Genomic DNA, 17,760 nt, shown 5'->3' on the forward strand with positions numbered 1-17,760 from the left:
TCACCACCCCAGCCGAAATGCAGTGCCGCTCCGACGCGATTCGCCGGGCGGGTAAGCGCATCGCTTTCATCCCCACGATGGGGTTTCTCCACGAAGGGCATCTCAGCCTGATGCGCGAGGGCCGGGGCCGCGCCGAAGTGGTGGTGGCGTCGATTTTCGTCAACCCCACCCAGTTCGGGCCCAACGAGGATTTCGGCCGCTATCCGCGGGCCTTCGAGCGCGATTGCGAATTGATGAAGGACGTGCCGGTCGACTTCGTCTTCGCGCCGGAGCCCGAGGCGATGTATCCGGCGGGCGCGCAGACCTGGGTCGAGGCGGCGGAAATCACCAGGGGACTTTGCGGAGCGCATCGTCCGGGCCACTTCCGCGGCGTTACCACGGTGGTCGCCAAGCTGTTCAACATCGTCAAGCCGCACTACGCGATGTTCGGCGAGAAGGATTTTCAGCAGTTGCGCGCGATTCAGCGGATGGTCAGGGACCTCAATTTCGATCTCGAGATCGTTCCGATGCCGACCGTGCGCGAGGCCGACGGGCTCGCGATGAGCTCGCGCAACGCCTATCTCTCGCCCGAGGAGCGCAAGCGCGGCCTCAGCCTGAGCGCGGCGCTCGAGGCCGCGCGCCGCGAGTTCGCCGCCGGCGCTCGCGATCCGCGAGTGCTGGTGCGTACCGCATGCGCGGTGCTGAGCGCGACGGCTGAGCTGAGGATCGAGTACATCGAGGCGGTCGATTCCGAGTCGCTCGCGGAGATTTCGCATATCGAACGGCCCGTGGTGCTCGCGATTGCGGCGCACGTGGGCAAAACGCGGCTTATCGACAACGCGGTGTTTTCGCCACTTCCGGCGTAGTTTCTGGTATAAGGACGAGCGAAGGCGTTAGTTTGAACCGCGGCGCGATTCGCCCCCGGGCGGCGGAGCTGCGCCGGGAGGGGATCGAGCGCATGGACGAACCGTCGCGCGAAGAATTCTCCGAGCAAAACCTTCCCCCGCCAGCCGGCACCATATTTGTGATGGGAGCGTACATGGTGGTGCTGGCCTTGGGATGGGCTGCGATGTTCTGGCTGCTGGTGGACCGGTAGATGGAACGTTACGAGCGGGCCTTCCTCGCGGCGAGCGCCGTGGTCCTGGTGATTTTCCTTGCCGCGCTCGCTTACAGCAGCGTCGCGATGGGTATTCACCTTCCCTCCCATAACGCGATGATCCATTACCAGGCAGGCGACAAGCTTCGCATGGTCCTGCGCCATACGCCGCCCTTCGATCACCTGGGAGTGCGCGAGATCGCACCCGGGAAATATCAGGCGGTGGTGATCGGGCGGGTGTGGGATTTCATGCCGAGCGAAATCGACGTTCCGGTCGGCGCCGAAGTCAGCTTCGTCGCGACCTCGGCCGACGTAATCCACGGCTTCTTCATCGCCGGCACGCGGGTCAACATGATGCTCATACCCGGGTACGTTTCCGAGTTCGATTATCGCTTCACCCGGCCCGGCGAATACCTGCTGATTTGCGAAGAGTACTGCGGCCATCTGCATCACACGATGTCCGGCAAGGTGGTGGTCAAATGAGCACCGCCATCGTCGCCGAGCCGTCGGGCTTCTCGCTGCCGAAAAGCCAGCTTAACGCCGTCCGTTGGAACCTCTATTTCGGATTTGCGGTGCTTGCCGTCGGGGTCGTTATGGGCCTGGAGCAGGCGCTCAACTATGACCGCGTGGGAATCATCCAGCACTACCCGGTGGTGAAATCCTACTACCAGGGATTGACTATTCACGGCGTATTCAACGCGCTCGTGCTGACTACTGCGTTCGCCAACGGTTTCATCACACTGACGACCGCGCGCGGCCTCGGGCGCAAGCTCAACAACGCGCTGGTGCAGGCCGCGTGGTGGACGCTGTTCGTCGGTTCGCTGATGGCCGCGTATGCGATGCTCGTCGGCAAAGCCTCGGTGCTCTATACCTTCTATCCACCGCTGCGCGCCGATTGGACATTTTATCTGGGCCTCGCGCTGGTGGTAATCAGCAGTTGGCTAATCTCCGCGGCCCAGCTCGCTGCGCTCCGTGAGTGGCGCCGCGAGCATCCGGGAGCACGGGTGCCGCTGCTCGCCTTCATGTCGATCGCGACTTACGTGATGTGGGATATCGCGTCGGCCGGGCTCGCGGTCGAAGTAGTGGTTTTGCTGCTGCCGTGGTCGCTGGGATTGCTTCCGGGCGTCGATCCGATGCTTTCGCGAACGCTGTTCTGGTTCACCGGGCATCCGATCGTCTATTTCTGGCTGCTGCCGATTTACGTCTCGTGGTACGGGTTGATTCCGCGCCAGACTGGGGGAGTGCTCTTCAGCGACACGCTCACGCGGGTCGCCTTTGTCCTGTTCATCCTGCTGGTGCCGGTCGGTTTTCATCATCAGTTCGTCGATCCGGGCGTATCGCAGGGCATGAAGTTCACCGTCGCTACTCTGACCTTTGCAATTTTCTTTCCCAGCCTGATGACCGCGTTTGCGGTGATGTACGCGCTGGAAATCGCAGGACGCCGGCGCGGCGGCGGCGGGCGGATCGGATGGTTCTTCAAGATCCCATGGTCCGATCCGTCGGTGGCCGCGCAGGTGCTGGCGATGATCGCATTCCTCCTGGGCGGCATCTCCGGGCTGATGAACGGGAGCTTCACCATGAACCTGGAGATTCACAACACCGCGTTCATCCCCGGACATTTTCATCTTACTATCGGCTGTGCGGTGGCTCTCTCCTACGTCGGAATTGCTTACTGGCTGATACCGTATCTCGAAGGGCGCGAGCTGTGGTCGCCGCGGGCAGCGCTGGTTCAGGCTTTTTCATATTTTTTCGGAGTGATGATTTTTTCGCACGGTCTGATGGCGGGCGGCGTGATGGGGATGCCGCGGCGCACGGATATGGTGCACGCCTCTTATTGGCTGCCCGAATGGCGAATTCCGGGAATCATGACCGCGATCGGCGGGTCGCTGATGTTCGCGAGCATGATGCTGTTCTTCCTGATCGTGGTGATGACGGTGTCTGCCGGCAGGAAAGCCCAGCCGGGCGACCTGCCGTTCACTGCGACCGTTCAGCCGCCGCCCACCGCCGGATGGCAGCCGCGGCTCGACCGGCTAAGCTACTGGGTGCTCGCCTCGGTCGCACTGTCGCTCGCGGTCTATGGCCCGTTCCTGGTCGCGCACTTTCCGCCTAACCTTGCGAGCGCCGGCCTGCTGTATCCCTAGAGTCTCACGCCCTCCCCCAAGACAAATGGGGGAGGGGAATTGTGAAGACCTTCGCGCCAAAAATCGCGGACGGATCTTTCTAGTAGTAATCGACCGGGTCGATCTGCCGCTTCGCGCCGTACCAGAAGAGCATGTTCTCGGTCAGCCCCTGCCAGGTGAACTTGCCCGGCGGCATCAGCAGCCGCTTGAACATCGACTTGAACGAGTAGAACTCCTTGGTACAGCGCCAGACGCCCTCTTCGACCTGCTGCGGCGAGAGTTTGTTGGGCACGAACATGCAGCGGAAGTTGTTGGTGTACATGTCGGCGTCGGGGATGATCACGCGGCCTTCCTGCTCCAGCTTGGTGCGCATCGGCGTCCCTTTGCGCGGAGTGACCGTGTTGAAAAACGCCTCGGGCGCCTTGACTTCGTGCAGGAAGGCGAGGGTGTCATCGAAAATCCGCGGATGGTCTTCTTCGAGCCCGAAAAGGAAATTCAGCGAATAGTAAATCCCGTAATGCTCGAGGCGCTTCAGGAGCTTTTTGTAGTCCTTGGCGTGGTTCTGGATCTTGCTCATCGAGAGCAGGCTGTCCTGACTTATCGATTCGACCCCGATGTTGACGTGGAAAACGCCGGCCTGCGCCGCAAGGTCGAGCAGGTCTTCGTCATGGTTGGAGTTGATCGTCCACAGGCACGAGAATTTGATATTGAGCGGAATCAGGGCGCGGAACAGCTCGCGCGCGAACTTGTGCTTGCCGGTTATCTGGTCGTCGATGAACTGGAAGCGGCGAAATCCGGTAATCGCGATGACCTGCTTGATTTCCTCGACGATGTCCTCGATTGGACGCGTGCGATAGCTGCCCTCATAGAAGACCGGGATTTCGCAGAATGAGCATCGGTAGGGACAGCCGCGGCTCGCCTGCACCGGCACCGCCTTGAACAGGTAGCGGTTGAGCTTGAGCAATTCGTGGCGCGGCCGCGGGAGGTTCTTCAGATCGTGCAGCTTGTCGGCCTTGTAGATGCGCTTGAGCTTGCCGTCCTGCCAGTCGCGCAAGAGCGGCTCCCATACGAGATCGGCTTCGCCCTGGACCACCGCGTCGGCATGCTTGAGCGCTTCCTCGGTCTGCAGCGTGGCATGGAATCCGCCCATCACGACCGGGATGCCGCGTTTGCGAAACTCGTCGCCGAGCTGGTAGGCGCGCAGCGAGGCGCCGATGGTGGTGGTCATGCCGACCAGGTCCCAGCCGGCGTCGAAGTCGAGGTCTTCGAGCCGCTCGTCGCACAGCGTCACGTCGAAGTCGCTCGGAGTAAGTCCTGCGAGCAGCGGGATCATCAGGCCCATGATCAGGCGCCAGCGGGTTTTATGCGGCGTACCGTCCAGATGGATGGTCGTCGGTTGTACCAGCAGGATACGCGGTTTCTTCACACTGCCTCCTGGCGGTGCTCCGCTTATGCGGGCCGCCGTTCGAGCTCGCTTTGCCTATCGTGCCGATGCGTAGTCATCAACCACATCACGAGGGCAAAGACGTAAGTGCCAAATGCCGTTCCCCAGGCGAAATAACTAATCCGATCGAGCAGCGCCAACACCACGAGCAGGTAGGCGAAGTCTCGGCCGCTTACCCGTTCCACCTGCGCAATGAATTGTTCGGCGCGTCCGCCGACGACCTTCGTAGCGCGCCAGGTGGTGATCGCGCAGAGGCCGAAGCCGATCAGCAGGATGGCGAGCAGGTAGAGGTAGGCGCGGCTCCCGCTCGCCCGATAACATCCAATCATGATACCGGCGAAGAGCGCGATGTGCACCAGGTTGTCCGTTAGAACGTCAAGCCGCGCGCCGAATCGCGACTCGGTCATCTTGAGCCGCGCAAGCTCGCCGTCGACGCCGTCAAACGTCACCGAGAAGAGAAACATCACCGCCGCGATAAGGCGCGGCCAGTACGCCGGGATGCTGAACATCCACGCGCTCAGCAGTCCGAAGGCGGTGTTGGCGAGGGTTACCTGGTTCGGCGTGACCGCCGTGCGTGCGAGCCTCAGACTGATTCGCCACGAGAGCCGCCGATCGACCCATCGTGCCATAAGCGCGTCCGTGCCGGCGCTCTCACGACGCAACTCGCACGCGAGGCGGCGTTCGGCTTCCTGGACGTCGGTGGGCCGGCCGTCGAGCGCGAAGGGGAGTTGCCCGGCCGCGCTGAGTTCCGAGGCGGTCGCGGCCGGTTCGTCAATGAGGAGCGCCAACGGTCCCGCCGCAAGGCTGCCGGCGCGCCTGGCGTCGGTGCTCTGGAGGCTGACGGCCTCACCCGGCCGCGCAGCCTGCTTGTCGAGCAGCCCACGCAGCTGCGACGCGGCGAGCACCAGATTCCCTCGGAGGACGATACAGGGCGCGTCGGCCGGCATTTTCTCCAGGACCTGGGCGAATGAACCGACGAAGGTGACCTCGGGATGGCCGCTGAACGAACCCAGAGACGCTCGCAACTCATCGTCGCCGGCTACGTCGCCCTCGATGAAGAAGCGCTTCACTCCGGCGCGTTGACAGATAAGCATCAGGCGTTCCAACAGCGATCGCCCGAAGATCAAATTGCCGGCGCGCGCCGGGACGTCGATTAGTGCCGTGTCGATCAAAGAAAGCCTTATTGAACAAAGGGTTTTAGACTAATAGAAGGGCGGAGTCAACGGACTGACCGTCCGGTTTGTCCAGGGCCTTTCCCATAATCATCGGCGCTTCCTGTGCATAAGTCTTAACTTTTGCGAAACGCAGCTCAATAACTTCTTAATCGCTCTTTTTGTGGAGGCTCGTTGCGGCGGCTGATAAACTCATTCCGTGGCCAGTCCGAACCGGGCGATTCTATTCGACTTCGGCGGCACACTCGACCATCCATATCATTGGCTGGACCGTTTTGTGCGCCACTATCATGCGGCCGGCGTGGGGGTTACCCGCGCTGAGCTGGACGTGGCCTATTCTCACGCCACGCAGACCGCCTACCAGGCCGGCGACGAAATCCATCGCCACAACCTGCGAGACCTGGTTAAGCTGCTCGTCAGCCATCAGGTCGACCATCTCCATCGTCACGGGCCTGACAACGTGCGTGAGCATCTCGCGGGTCTGGGAGAGGATCGTCACGATCTCGCCTTTCGCATCGCGTCCGACTTTGCCGAGGAGTCCGCGGAGGGGCTCGCGCGCAGCCGCGGACTGCTCAAGGAGTTGTCGCGCGAATTCAAGCTCGGCGTGGTCTCGAATTTCTACGGCAATCTGCAGGTGGTGCTGGTCGAGGCCGGCATCCGCGAGCTCATCCAGGTCGCGATCGACTCCAAGCACATGCGCGTCTTCAAACCCGACGAACGGATATTCGTCGCCGCGCTGAAGGTGCTCGATCTGCCGCATAACCAGGTTGCGATGGTGGGGGACTCGCTGCACAAGGATTGCGCGCCGGCGCGAAAGCTCGGGATGCGCGCGATCTGGCTGCGCGGGCATCACGCGGGCGCGGGCGACCATCCGCAGGCCCGCGAGGCGGCCGCGATTGCACATCATACGGTCGATACGCTCGACGAATTGAAGGGCCTCAAGTGGTAAGCGAACAGCCAGAAGCCCGAAATCGACGGGCCCCGCTTCGCGGCGCGATCATTGCCGCCGGCCGCGGCGAGCGGCTGCGGAGCGCGGTGCACGATCTGCCCAAGCCGCTGGTCCAGCTTGGCGGCGAGACGATGCTCGTGCGGCAGGCGCGGATGTTGCGCGAAGCTGGGGCGGACACGGTCGTGGCGTTGGTCAACTCGGAGACTTCCGCACTCCTTGCTGCCGGCGCCGTTGCGATTCCTCCCTGGATGACGCTTGCGGCGCGCGACACGGCGAGCTCGATGGAATCACTGTTCACATTGGGCGAGCATCTGCGCGGCGCATCGCACTTCCTGCTCGCCACCGTTGACGCCGTGGTCGAAGCGGCCGAGTTGCGCCACTTCGTCGGATGCGCGCTCGAACTGACCGGCGGCGCCGAGGCGCGGTTCGATGGCGCCCTCGCCGTGGTGCAATGGCGCGGCGACGAGCGTCCGCTATTCGCCGAGGTCGCGTCGGACGGTGCGATCGCGGCGCTCAGCGAGCGGGAGAGCGCGACCGTCACCGCCGGATTCTATTACCTGCCCGCGGCGATTTTCGATCTTGCCGGGCGTGCGCGCGCAGAAGGGCTCGACGCGATGCGCAAGCTGCTCGCGATGGCGCTCGCGAGCGGGATGCGCCTTGGTGCGATCCAGCTCGCGACGACAATCGACGTGGACGAGTCGGCCGACCTCGCCGCCGCGCGCGCGATGGTCGCGGGCGCCGAGCGATCCGGCGGGAGCCGTGGCTGAAATGCGCGCGCTCGGAATCTATCGCGAGCCCGAGTTCTCGCCGGGCAAGGTCGGACACGATGCCGCCATTCTCGACGCGGTGCTGGCCGAACTGAAGCGCCATGGCGTCGAGATCTTCGCGATCAGCGCCGCGGACTTCGTTAACGATCCGCCGGAAGGCCCGGACCTGGTGCTCGCGATGTGTCAGGGCGAGCGCGCGCTCGGTTGCCTGGTGGCGCTCGAGCAGCAGGGGGCGCTGGCGATCAATTCGGCGCTCGCAATCCGCAATTGCTACCGCGACCTGCTCTGCGCGGGCCTTGTCCATGCCGGCGTGCCGGTGCCGACCGGCGCGCTGGTCCGGACCGGCTCGCGGCCGCCCGACCTTTCGCCGCTCGGCGTGCTGGACCTCGATTCGCCCATGTTCGTCAAGCGCGGCGACCTGCATGCGCTTGCGCCCGACGACGTGCAGCGGGTAGAAAGCCGGGGCGCGCTGCGCGCGGCGCTCGGCGGGATGGCCGAGCGCGGAGTGCCGGTCGCGTACGTGCAACAGGCGGTCGAGGGCAGGGTGGTAAAGTTTTATGGCGTTAGCGGCGGCGAGTACTTCGCCGCGCTTGGCGAAGAGGGTCGCGAAGATTCGATCTCCGAGCGGGCGCGGCTTGAGCTTGCGCGCAGCGCCGCCGCCGCCGCCGCCGCGCTGGGTCTCGAGGCGTGGGGCGGCGACGCAGTCATCGACGGCGAACGGTTCATGATGATCGATTTCAACGATTGGCCGAGTTTCAGCCGGGTGCGCGAAGCCGCGGCGCGCGCGATTGCGCGGCGCTGCCTGATGCTCGCGCGCCGGCCGCGCCAGGGCTTGTGAACGGCTACTGAGCGAGTTTCTCTAGGAGGTCCCACGCAGGCCGCAGCATGAGCAAACCGCAATACCCGACGCCGCGAAAGGCCGGCGCTCTAAAGACCGCAAGCGGAACCGCGGCCGACAATCGATCGAAAACCGAAAACGGATCGGTTATCCCGAGCGGCACGCCGGACGCGCGCGGCCCCGGCCTTCAGCCGAAAATTACCACCGCGATTCCGGGACCGAATTCGCGCGCGCTTTTCGCCCACGAGCAAAGCCATATAGCGCCCGGCCGTCAGCGTATCTCGCTGCTCGCTGGACTTGCGTTCGACCACGGCGAGGGCGCCACGCTCATCGACGTCGACGGCAACGTGTTCGTCGATTTTTTTGCCGGCGTCGCGGTCGCGAGCCTCGGCCATGGCCATCCGGCGCTTGCGCAGGCGCTCGCCCGCCAGGCCTCACGGCTGATCGTCGGCACTTTCGCGACGCCTGAGCGCGCCGAGGCTTTCAGGATGCTGAGCGAGGCGGCGCCCGCCGGGCTAAATCGCGCTCATCTGTATAGCGGCGGCGCCGAGGCGGTCGAAGCGGCGCTCCGCCTTGCGCGGTCGAAGACCAAGCGCCACGAGGTCTTGAGCTTCTGGGGCGGGTTTCACGGCAAGACCGGCGGCGTGATCGGACTTATCGGCGACGAATCCAAGCAGGGCTACGGCCCGCTGCCGGGCGGCCAATACATGGTGCCGTATGCCGACTGCTATCGATGTCCGTTCAAGCTGGAATATCCGGGGTGCGGCATGTACTGCGTCGATTTTGCGCGCGAGCAGCTCCAGCGCGCCTCCGCCGGCGCGCTGGCGGCGGTGATAGTCGAGCCGATGCAGGGGACGGCGGGCAACGTCATTCCGCCTGACGACTATTTGCCCGCGGTCTCGCAACTCGCGCACGAGCGCGGCGCGATGCTGATCGCGGACGAAATGATCACGGGCTTCGGCCGCACCGGACGGATGTGGGGAGTGGAGCACAGCGGTGTCGCGCCCGACATCATGACCGTAGGCAAGGGGATGGGTTCCGGATTTCCGGTCTCCGGCGTGCTGCTCAGCGATGAGTTGGGGCACAGCGAGCCGTTCGGCAAACCGAGCGCCTCGTCCTCGAGCTACGGCGGCAATCCGCTCGCTGCGGTGGCGGTCGCCGAAACCCTGCGCACGATCCGGCACGAGCGGTTGGTTGAAAATTCCGCCGTCGTCGGTGCGTTCATGCTCGAGCGCCTGATGCGGCTCAAGGAAAAATACGAATTCGTCGGCGATGTCCGCGGCAAAGGGTTGCTGATCGGCATCGACCTCGTCCGCGATCGCAAAACCAGGGAATTGCTCGGCCGCTCGACGACCGAGACTATCTTCATCGAGGCACTCAAGCGCGGCCTCCTCGTGATGGGCTATTTCCCGCGCATGCGGATCAATCCGCCGCTGGTCATCACGCGTGAACAGGCCGAAGCGGGAGTCGAGATCCTCGACGAAGTCTTCGCCCATGTCCGTGATCGGGTCGACTGGCGCAATGCTCCCTGAGGCATGATCCCTTTCAGTCAGTTAATGAGATAGCGCTGAGATCTTTGATAAAACGACGCGCCGATACTTCAACGCTCGCCGCCGCGACGGCTCTGCATGAGGTTCAAGCAGCTGTATGGTCAGGATGAAGTGATGGGCGCCGGTCGCGAGCATTCAAGGAATACTCAATGGCGGAAAATGGCGGAAACCTAGGGCTCTTCTGCGACCTCGCGGGCACGCTCGTCAAAATGGACGACACGCGCCAGCTTCCGCTCGGCCGCGACGGGAAAATCATAGTCGAGTTGCTGCCAAGCGTGGCCGAGAAGCTCCGCCCCATTCGCGACCATCTGATTTTCGTTGTGACGAACCAGGCCGGAGTCGCGCGCGGCCGCCTGACCCTGCAACAGGTCGAGGACGCAATCGCCGAGCTCGACCGCCAGCTCGGCGACATCATCACCGGATGGCAGATCTGTCCGCACGACGATGCGCACGGGTGCGCCTGCCGCAAGCCCAAGGGCGGGATGCTGACCGAGTTGGGTGCGATGTATGGGGTCGAAATGAAGGGCTCGACGATGGTCGGCGATCAGGAAGTCGACGCGGCCGCAGCGCGCGCCGCCGGAGTCGGAAACTTCGTCTGGGCGAGCGATTTCTTCGGCTGGAAGTAGCCCGCGGTCCCTCAAGCTTCAAATCAAATCGCGAGGTTTCTTATCTATCGCTACGGAGACGGCTTCCAGCGAATTTTGATGCGCCGCGGAAAGATTCGCTCAGCGTGATTTTTTGACTTCGGTCAAGCTCCTGTCAGGCTCCGATGCGTGAGGGAGACCCTGATGCGGAAAGCGTCACGTTGTTGTCGCGGCCGAGCAGGCGACAATACGCGAAGAGAGAGCTGCTGAAGAGCACCACATCCAGGCCGAGCTCCAGCCACATCCTCGGTCGCGACGGTGCGCCGCTGCCGAAGCAACCGCAATCGAGCGTAAGACCTCGAACCAGTGCGGAGAGCAAGGCCGCGAAAAAGATCAGAGAACTTAAAGCCACCGCCAGTGTCCCGATTTTTCTTGTTTGAGGCACAAGCAGAAGAAGACCGCATGCGATCTCGAACACAGGCAGGCTCAGCGCCAGCATGTTGATAACGGTCGCCGGCAAAATGGCGAAGGCAGCGATGGCGTCCGCAAACTGCAGCGGGTCGCGGACTTTGCCGGCACCCGCATAAATGAACAACGCGGCGAGTGCGGCCGCGATGGCCGGCACAAGGTAGTTATGGGTTCGCGTGTCGGGCGACATCACCGTACGGCCCCCCACGAGACGGGTAGCCCGGCCGCCGACCACACTTCCCATCCGCCGGTGAAGACCCTCACGTCACTGAAGCCCAGCGTCAACAGCGCGTTGGCAACGAGGCGGCTGTCGTGACAGACGCCCCCGGAGCAATAAACGATGATCGGTTTGTCGCTGGCGGCCTTCAGCACCGCCGACAGGCGTTGGTAATCGTGCGCGAAATCGTCCCGCGCGAGGTTGAGCGCACCGGGAACGTGTCCCTGGATGAAAAATGGGGCAGGCCGCGCATCGAAGATCAAAGCACTCTTCTTTTCGACGGCCGTGCGAAATTCCGGAAACCCGATAGTCGGCGCGGGCGGGAGCGCGAACGGCGGTGCCGCAACCAGGGATGTTAACTCGGCATCAAATCGCTGCTCAGGCGTCTGATAGACAAGCGGAAGCGGTCGCGTCGAGAACCGATTGATAGAGAACCCTGCGGCCAGCGATATCAGTGCGATCAGAAGGACGCCGTCAACGTCACGCATAACCCGGCGAGCGATTCTCCTCACGTTAGACGGCGATATGGGATGAGTCCTCGCAATCGACGGTGTAGAGCCCATTAGAGTTACTGGCTCGAGTCCGAATCAGCGGTTCAGCGCCTATCGAGCAGCCGCTTCAGCGAGGTCCTGTACTGAGAATCATCATGAGAGATTTGCGGCCTCCTTCTTTCTGCGCATCGTCTTGATACTGTTTTCGCTCGCGCTCGGACAACGTTTCTTTCTCGCGCGCGGCGCTCGTTCTGCACTCGTCTAAACGCGCCGTCTGCTCACCCGCTACCTGTTGGCTCGGGTCATTTCTAGAAGGTCCAGGATTTTTAGAAGGCCCAGGACTTTGCGCGATGGAGTCAATTTCGTGCTCGCCGGACGCCAGTACTTGTCTGACAGATCGATTTTCGCTGTCGTCAATTTCCTGGCGCTCTTGCTGGAAATAAGCATGCCTGGGGTCCTGACCAGGCGCTGGGGGGCGCGCAGTTGCGCAGCTCGTGAACAGCGGCACCGCGAGCAATGCCAATCTCCGGCGATCCATGGACGTGTTGAGCCTCAGTGCGTAGAAGCTTGTGTGCCTGATGGCCCAGACAGCAAGGGTATCACTACGGTCGCCAGAGTTTGTTCCGTCAATGGCTTGTCGTCCGGCACCAGTTTTGCCCGCACGATTCCGTTTCTGTCGACCACATAAGTTACCGGCAGCGCGCTCGGTTCGTCGAACCCATCGGATTTCGCCGCGTGCAGCATCGCCGCCGGATAGCTGAGCGATTGCATGACCTTGGCCACTTCGGATCGATCACGGGGACGGTCGGCACTCAGGCCGATCATCTCCAGCCCCAGAGCGTGATAGCGTTTGTAAAAGGCGTCCAAAGCCGGCATTTCCTTCCGACATGGCGGACACCAGGTCGCCCAGACATTCACGATCGTCACCTTGCCCCGCTCGGCCGCAAGATCGAATGTATGGCCGCTCAGTTCTTCGACTACGAGCGCCGGTGCCGCTTGTCCAACGCTGGTAGCGCAGAGCAGGTCGGAAGGCTTCATTAATGTTGCGAGTACCAACGGCAACGCGATGAGGAGAAGTCTCGATGTTGATGTCATTCTCTATATCCTCAGAAATCATAACTGAAGATCGTCTTGATTAAGTAAGGAGTGGTTAACTGGTTTCCGTTTACAAACTGGAAGATGGGGAACTCAATGTCGGCATACCAGCGAAAATTCCGGAAGCCGATCTCACCACCCGGGGCGAGCAGCATGCGGTCATAACCGCTGTTGGGAGTGTCTGCCTCCGAACCCAGATCGTGCGTGCGAACTGAACCGAGTATCGATAGAAACGGAGAAAGTTCCACAATCGGTCCGACGTTGCCAAAGTTGTAGAAGGCACCGAGCGCACCGTTAAACTCTTTCCCGGGAGTGTAGTTGCCCGTTGTGCTGAACGGATATTCGTACGCCGCCTGTATGTACCAGTTAAACGGGCGATCGCGGAACGTAAGGCCAACATTTCCAATCCGGTTGGGCAGATTTCCAATCTTGTAGGCACCCAGCAAGAGATCGGTGCTCCCGGTTCCGATCGAGGTGTCGCGATCAAAATCGTTGTATGTGTGGTCGCCGGTTGGAAGCTTGAATCCAGCGAGCAAACCAAGCGACATGTCCTCTGACAAGCCCGTGTACATGCCCCAAATTCGCACGTCGCCAAAATTGGCATGGTTGTACTGGTTGATGTCGTTGCCGTCGCCCTGGGTTCGGAACGTTCTGATCGTGTAGGGGACGGTCACCATCAATCCCCAGTCGCGATTGAACATGTATTGCGCACCTGCGGTCAAAAAGTGGGTCTTGATCTGCTTGTCATCATTGTTGTTGCCGGAGGACGGTCCGGTGGCGTGCCAATTGATGTACTGGTTCATGAAGTCATACTCCAACCACACCGTGCCGCCGGCGCCGTTCGGTATAAGCGATGGAGTGCCCACGTCGAAGACGCTGCATCCACAGGCGCAGGCCCAGCTCAAACTTGGGGTCAGAGTTAAAAGCAGTCCCGCCAAGAGCGACAGCCGTCCGATCGTGCGCCAGAAACTGGACGCGCCCCAACGTTGTCGCCACGAAAACCGGATCGGCCGAATGGGCCTCATAAATTTCTCCCCGCGGCACTGCCGCACAGAAAGGCATCGACTCCCCGCTGCTGGAGCAGCGTCCGGAGTCAAAGGAACAAATTTGTTGATGCGGAGGGGTCTTAGGCGAAACGCTTTGGCGGCGGAGTGTCAGGAGAAAGGTCGCGTTCCAATATTCTCGCAGAAGGTTTGAACGTGATCGAACCTGAAAAGAGCAGAACGAACGGCAATGCATAGTCTGCCGAACGAGCGAAAACAATCGTCGACGGACAGGTAAAGGACTGAACCGGTTGGCAGATATTGAGTGTGAATTCCGGCTGGCTTGTACCCGCGACAACGACAACTCCAGTTGTTAGCGGCGCGCCGCTCAGCACCAGCATGAGAGCCACTATCGAACTGAGTATTCTGAGCTCCGCCTTTGAAAACACCCGCTCCATCGCAACGCCCTCAGAAGAGCCCTTTTCCCCGTTCGAGGTCCGCCGGCCTGATGTTCACGGTTTGTCTGACAATCCGCGTGGGCAGTTTTACGGGGACGCACGACGCCAAACCCGCTTCAATCGTCTCCAAGCGGTAGTGGTTGCGGCAGTATTTGCAGACCAAATCTCCATCCGAGCTGACGTAGCCCTTGTGATAGAGGTAGCACCGCTGGCAGGCATCGAAGGCGGCTTTCGTTTGCCCGGTGGAGTCGCGCGCGAGAAGGAAGCGGATTCGTTCGCCCGCACGATCACGGTACACGAAGAAGCGTACCTCTCCAGGCCGCAGGTTGTTGATCCCGATACTTATCTGCGGATTCGCGGTGACCTGGGTGAATCGAGGAGCCCTCGCCATCCCAAGCAGGAGGACCGCGGCCGCAGCGAGAATAGCGCCCGAGGCCGGGAGAGCCATCCAGGGACGAAACTTTCGCGTCGAACGATTCACGGTTTCATTTCCTACGCCACTTCAAAACCGGCGTCAACGAGAGCTTCGAGGGGAGGTTTCCAATTGCACGAAAACACATTCCCGTTCATTTGCGAAATTCCGACGCGTGAGACTCGTCCAGCGAGGCTTGCTTGACGGGCCAGACCGAAGGCGGCACACTCGATATGGTCCGATAAGAATCGGTGCCCAATGTAGTATGCGGTCAGGGTATCAGATAGGTCGGTGGCGATGGACGCGCGGCGCGGCTGCGTTTCTAGCAGTCGTCCTTTTGCTCGCGCAGACAGCGGGCGCCGCGCATTTCCATCCTTTTCCGTCGGCCGAGAAATATGCGACTCCCGCCGCCGTCAGCCTCGACAACGGCCTGTGCGCGCTCTGTTTAGTTCGTTTCCATAGTCCGATAGCGTTCGTCATCGCGCCGCATCCAGCGGTGCCGTCGCCTGAGCGATGGAGCCCGCGTCGCGCAGCTCGGGTAGCGCCGTGTTCCGTCCGCAGTTCGCATCTGTTCGGCCGGGCTCCGCCCGCGTCGGTCTGACTCTCCTCGATTCCCAAAGCTGAGTAATCGCGTGCGGTCTTTTGGCCGTGCGCAGCGCCGCGCGCGCGATCGCGGCGGCGCGATGTTTCGCTCTTGGAGGAGTGTGAGATGCGACGTTTGCATATTCTTGTATCCGGACTGGCAAGCCTCCTGTTCCTGGTGCCGCTTGCCGCCAGTGCGCGGGCGGCCAAGGCGCTATCGGAGACGACTGCCCGGCAGGCAATAACCGGGACGGTCACCGACGCGCTCGGGCGTCCGGTTCAGGGCGCGACGGTCGAACTTCAGAACAGCGCGGGCAAGACGGTCGCGAAAGCGCAGAGCGACGCGGCGGGCCGTTTCACTTTCCCCGGCATAGCGCCCGGCGTGTATGCGGTAACGGCAAGCAAGGAGACCTTCAAAATCGCTACCGCGATCGTTAGCGTGAGCGCAAAGGGGTCTAAACCCTTGACGCTCGCGCTGCAATCGGAAGCGGCGATCAGCATGGCGGTGGTGGCGCAGCGCCTCAACAGGGCCCGCAACGAGCTGTCGCCGGAGACCGGCGGCAGCGTCTATCGTTTCAGCCAGCAGGCGATACAGGATTTACCCAGGGCTCGAACACGGGTCTGAATGACGTGCTGCTTCAGGCGCCCGGCGTGGTGCAGGATTCATACGGCCAGCTTCACGTGCGCGGCGACCATGCCAACCTTCAATACCGCATTAATGGCGTCCAGTTGCCGGAGGGGATAACAGGATTCGGGCAGGTGTTGAGTCCCCGCTTCGCGCAAAATATCAGCCTGCTGACCGGCGCCCTGCCGGCGGAGTTCGGGCTCCGAACGGCAGGCGTGGTTGACATCAAGACCAAGGACGGATTGCTCGATAACGGTGGCGACGTCGAGTTTTACGGCGGACAGCGCTCGACCATCCAGCCGAGCTTCGAGTACGGCGGTTCAGTTGGCAAGCTGAGCTACTTCGTGACTGGCCAGTACCTCAGCACGACCCGCGGGGTCGAACCGCCGACGCCGGGCCCTTCGCCGATTCACGATCAATCCTATCAGGGACAGGCGTTCGGTTATTTTTCTTATTTTCTGAACTCGACCACGCGCCTCAGCCTCATTACCGGATCGGATGCAAACCATTTCCAGATCCCGGCGAATCCGGACCAGCCGCAGGTCTTTACGCTCTCGGGCGTTCCGGCTTATCCGTCGGCGGGTGTCGATGAAAACCAGTTTGAGCAAAACTATTTCGGAGTATTCGCTCTTCAGGGGACGATCGGCTCCAAGTTCGATTATCAGATCGCTCCGTTCAGCCGCTATTCGACGGTTTCGTTCTACCCGGATTTCGACGGCGACCTGATTTACGACGGTGCCGCTTCCAGGGTGTTCCGCAGCGATTGGGGAAACGGCTTCCAGGTCGATACGACCTACCGGGCGTTCGCGACCCATACGTTTCGCCTCGGCGGATACTTCGACGCGGAGCGCGCGGAGATCGACAACCACGAGGCGACCTTTCCGATAAACCAGACGACGGGGATTCCTTCGACGGTTCCGGTTTCGATTACCGACAACAGAGCCCTCCAGACCTGGATCTATAGTCTCTACGCGCAGGATGAATGGAAGCCAGTTGAGAAGCTGACCATAAATTACGGCGTGCGATTCGATCTCTACGACGGTCTGACTCGAGCCGACCAGGCCAGCCCCCGCATCGGCGCCACCTACAACCTGTTCAAGAACACGACGCTTCATGCCGCGTACGCGCGCTACTTCACGCCGCCGCCGACAGAGTTGGTATCGGTCAGCGACATCGAGAAGTTTACCAATACCACGGGCGCGGCCGCGTCGCTTGCCAACGGCAACCCGACCGTCGAGCGCGATCACTATTTCGACGCTGGAGTCACGCAGCAGGTCGTCCCCGGCCTGACCCTGGGGATCGATTCCTACTACAAAAAGGCGAGCGACCTGATCGACGAGGGACAGTTTGGGCCCGCGCTCATCTATCAAACGTTCAACTATGCCAAGGGCCGTGTATATGGCGTAGAACAGACCGGCTCATACAATCACGAGAATCTCTATCTGTACGAGAACTTCGACTATAGTGTCGCGCAAGGCACCCAGGTTGAGTCCGGGCAATTCAATTTTGCGCCCGATGAACTCGCCGATATAGCGAATCACTATATATTTCTGGACCATGACCAGACGTTCTCGGCATCCGCCGGAGCGGTGTACATCTGGCAGGGCTTCAGATTCAGCATCGACGGAATTTACGGCAGCGGCCTTAGAGATGGCTTCGCCAACACCGGAAATCTGCCATACTACATTCAGATCGACGCTGGTATCACCAAGCGCATGATTTTGCCCCACGCCGGGCCGGTTGAAGTGCGCGCGGCGGTGATCAATCTCAACGACCGCACCTACCAGATTCGCAACGGCACGGGGATCGGCGTGTTCGCCGCGCAATACGGACCGCGCCGCGCGTTCTACGGCGGGATAAAATGGGAACTTCCCTCGTTTGGCCATACGGCGGTCCAGTGAGGATTAGCGAAAACCGAATCACCGAAGAC

At 61.7% G+C, this 17,760-nt stretch carries 19 protein-coding genes; 11 read left to right on the top strand and 8 right to left on the bottom strand.

Annotated elements, in window-relative coordinates; translation table 11 throughout:
- From panC to VMI09_13475, 4 genes are all read left to right on the top strand, one after another.
- Positions 1-845, top strand: an 845-nt coding sequence (panC, locus tag VMI09_13460) for a pantoate--beta-alanine ligase (GenBank protein ID HTQ25695.1), incomplete at its 5' end; no start/stop codon positions are given.
- 92 nt (positions 846-937) lie between these two features.
- A complete protein-coding gene (locus tag VMI09_13465; GenBank protein HTQ25696.1) occupies positions 938-1,075 on the top strand; it encodes a hypothetical protein in 138 nt (45 codons plus the stop codon).
- Entirely contained in the window at positions 1,076-1,558 is a 483-nt protein-coding gene (locus tag VMI09_13470) for a cytochrome c oxidase subunit II (protein ID HTQ25697.1), read from the top strand.
- A complete protein-coding gene (locus tag VMI09_13475) occupies positions 1,555-3,216 on the top strand; it encodes a cbb3-type cytochrome c oxidase subunit I (protein HTQ25698.1) in 1,662 nt (553 codons plus the stop codon). Before VMI09_13470 ends, VMI09_13475 begins: the two co-directional genes overlap by 4 nt.
- Positions 3,217-3,295: 79 nt before the next feature.
- Here VMI09_13475 and VMI09_13480 read toward each other — a convergent pair whose 3' ends face one another.
- Both VMI09_13480 and VMI09_13485 read right to left on the bottom strand, forming a co-directional pair.
- Positions 3,296-4,621, bottom strand: coding sequence for a radical SAM protein (locus VMI09_13480; GenBank protein ID HTQ25699.1), 1,326 nt, complete (start codon positions 4,619-4,621; stop codon positions 3,296-3,298).
- A gap of 23 nt (positions 4,622-4,644) precedes the next feature.
- On the bottom strand, positions 4,645-5,811 hold the full coding sequence (locus VMI09_13485; protein ID HTQ25700.1) for a CDP-alcohol phosphatidyltransferase family protein: 1,167 nt from the start codon (positions 5,809-5,811) through the stop codon (positions 4,645-4,647).
- Positions 5,812-6,010: 199 nt separating this feature from the next.
- On the opposite strand from VMI09_13485, the gene VMI09_13490 reads away from it, so the two are divergent.
- From VMI09_13490 to VMI09_13510, 5 genes are all read left to right on the top strand, one after another.
- Positions 6,011-6,760 (top strand): HAD family hydrolase, encoded by a 750-nt coding sequence (locus VMI09_13490; GenBank protein HTQ25701.1) that lies wholly within the window; start codon positions 6,011-6,013, stop codon positions 6,758-6,760.
- Positions 6,754-7,527: an NTP transferase domain-containing protein gene (locus tag VMI09_13495; GenBank protein HTQ25702.1), complete on the top strand. Its 774-nt coding sequence runs from the start codon at positions 6,754-6,756 to the stop codon at positions 7,525-7,527. Before VMI09_13490 ends, VMI09_13495 begins: the two co-directional genes overlap by 7 nt.
- Entirely contained in the window at positions 7,520-8,365 is an 846-nt protein-coding gene (locus tag VMI09_13500) for a hypothetical protein (protein ID HTQ25703.1), read from the top strand. Before VMI09_13495 ends, VMI09_13500 begins: the two co-directional genes overlap by 8 nt.
- Before the next feature lie 47 nt (positions 8,366-8,412).
- Positions 8,413-9,897, top strand: a complete 1,485-nt coding sequence (locus tag VMI09_13505; GenBank protein ID HTQ25704.1) for an aspartate aminotransferase family protein — start codon at positions 8,413-8,415, stop codon at positions 9,895-9,897.
- A 167-nt stretch (positions 9,898-10,064) separates the two neighbouring features.
- Positions 10,065-10,541, top strand: a complete 477-nt coding sequence (locus tag VMI09_13510; GenBank protein HTQ25705.1) for an HAD-IIIA family hydrolase — start codon at positions 10,065-10,067, stop codon at positions 10,539-10,541.
- A gap of 133 nt (positions 10,542-10,674) precedes the next feature.
- On the opposite strand, the gene VMI09_13515 is transcribed toward VMI09_13510, so the two are convergent.
- The 6 genes from VMI09_13515 to VMI09_13540 form a co-directional block, all read right to left on the bottom strand.
- Positions 10,675-11,157, bottom strand: a complete 483-nt coding sequence (locus VMI09_13515) for a MauE/DoxX family redox-associated membrane protein (protein HTQ25706.1) — start codon at positions 11,155-11,157, stop codon at positions 10,675-10,677.
- Positions 11,157-11,672, bottom strand: a complete 516-nt coding sequence (locus VMI09_13520) for a rhodanese-like domain-containing protein (GenBank protein ID HTQ25707.1) — start codon at positions 11,670-11,672, stop codon at positions 11,157-11,159. The genes VMI09_13515 and VMI09_13520 overlap by 1 nt, the downstream gene beginning before the upstream one ends.
- A 555-nt stretch (positions 11,673-12,227) precedes the next feature.
- Positions 12,228-12,770, bottom strand: coding sequence for a TlpA disulfide reductase family protein (locus VMI09_13525; GenBank protein HTQ25708.1), 543 nt, complete (start codon positions 12,768-12,770; stop codon positions 12,228-12,230).
- Positions 12,771-12,781: 11 nt separating this feature from the next.
- On the bottom strand, positions 12,782-13,573 hold the full coding sequence (locus VMI09_13530) for a hypothetical protein (GenBank protein HTQ25709.1): 792 nt from the start codon (positions 13,571-13,573) through the stop codon (positions 12,782-12,784).
- 323 nt (positions 13,574-13,896) lie between these two features.
- The gene (locus VMI09_13535; GenBank protein ID HTQ25710.1) at positions 13,897-14,211 is read right to left on the bottom strand and encodes a hypothetical protein; all 315 of its coding nucleotides are present in this window, start codon (positions 14,209-14,211) and stop codon (positions 13,897-13,899) included.
- Between the two features lie 10 nt (positions 14,212-14,221).
- A complete protein-coding gene (locus VMI09_13540) occupies positions 14,222-14,659 on the bottom strand; it encodes a Fe-S-containing protein (protein HTQ25711.1) in 438 nt (145 codons plus the stop codon).
- Between the two features lie 673 nt (positions 14,660-15,332).
- On the opposite strand from VMI09_13540, the gene VMI09_13545 reads away from it, so the two are divergent.
- Positions 15,333-15,830 carry a carboxypeptidase-like regulatory domain-containing protein gene (locus VMI09_13545; GenBank protein ID HTQ25712.1) on the top strand — a complete coding sequence of 166 codons (498 nt, stop codon included), beginning with the start codon at positions 15,333-15,335 and terminating at the stop codon, positions 15,828-15,830.
- Positions 15,831-15,835: 5 nt separating this feature from the next.
- Entirely contained in the window at positions 15,836-17,731 is a 1,896-nt protein-coding gene (locus VMI09_13550) for a TonB-dependent receptor (protein HTQ25713.1), read from the top strand.
- Positions 17,732-17,760: the final 29 nt, after the last annotated feature.

This window comes from Candidatus Binataceae bacterium (genome assembly GCA_035500095.1).
In the GTDB taxonomy this organism is placed as follows: domain Bacteria; phylum Desulfobacterota; class Binatia; order Binatales; family Binataceae; genus JAKAVN01.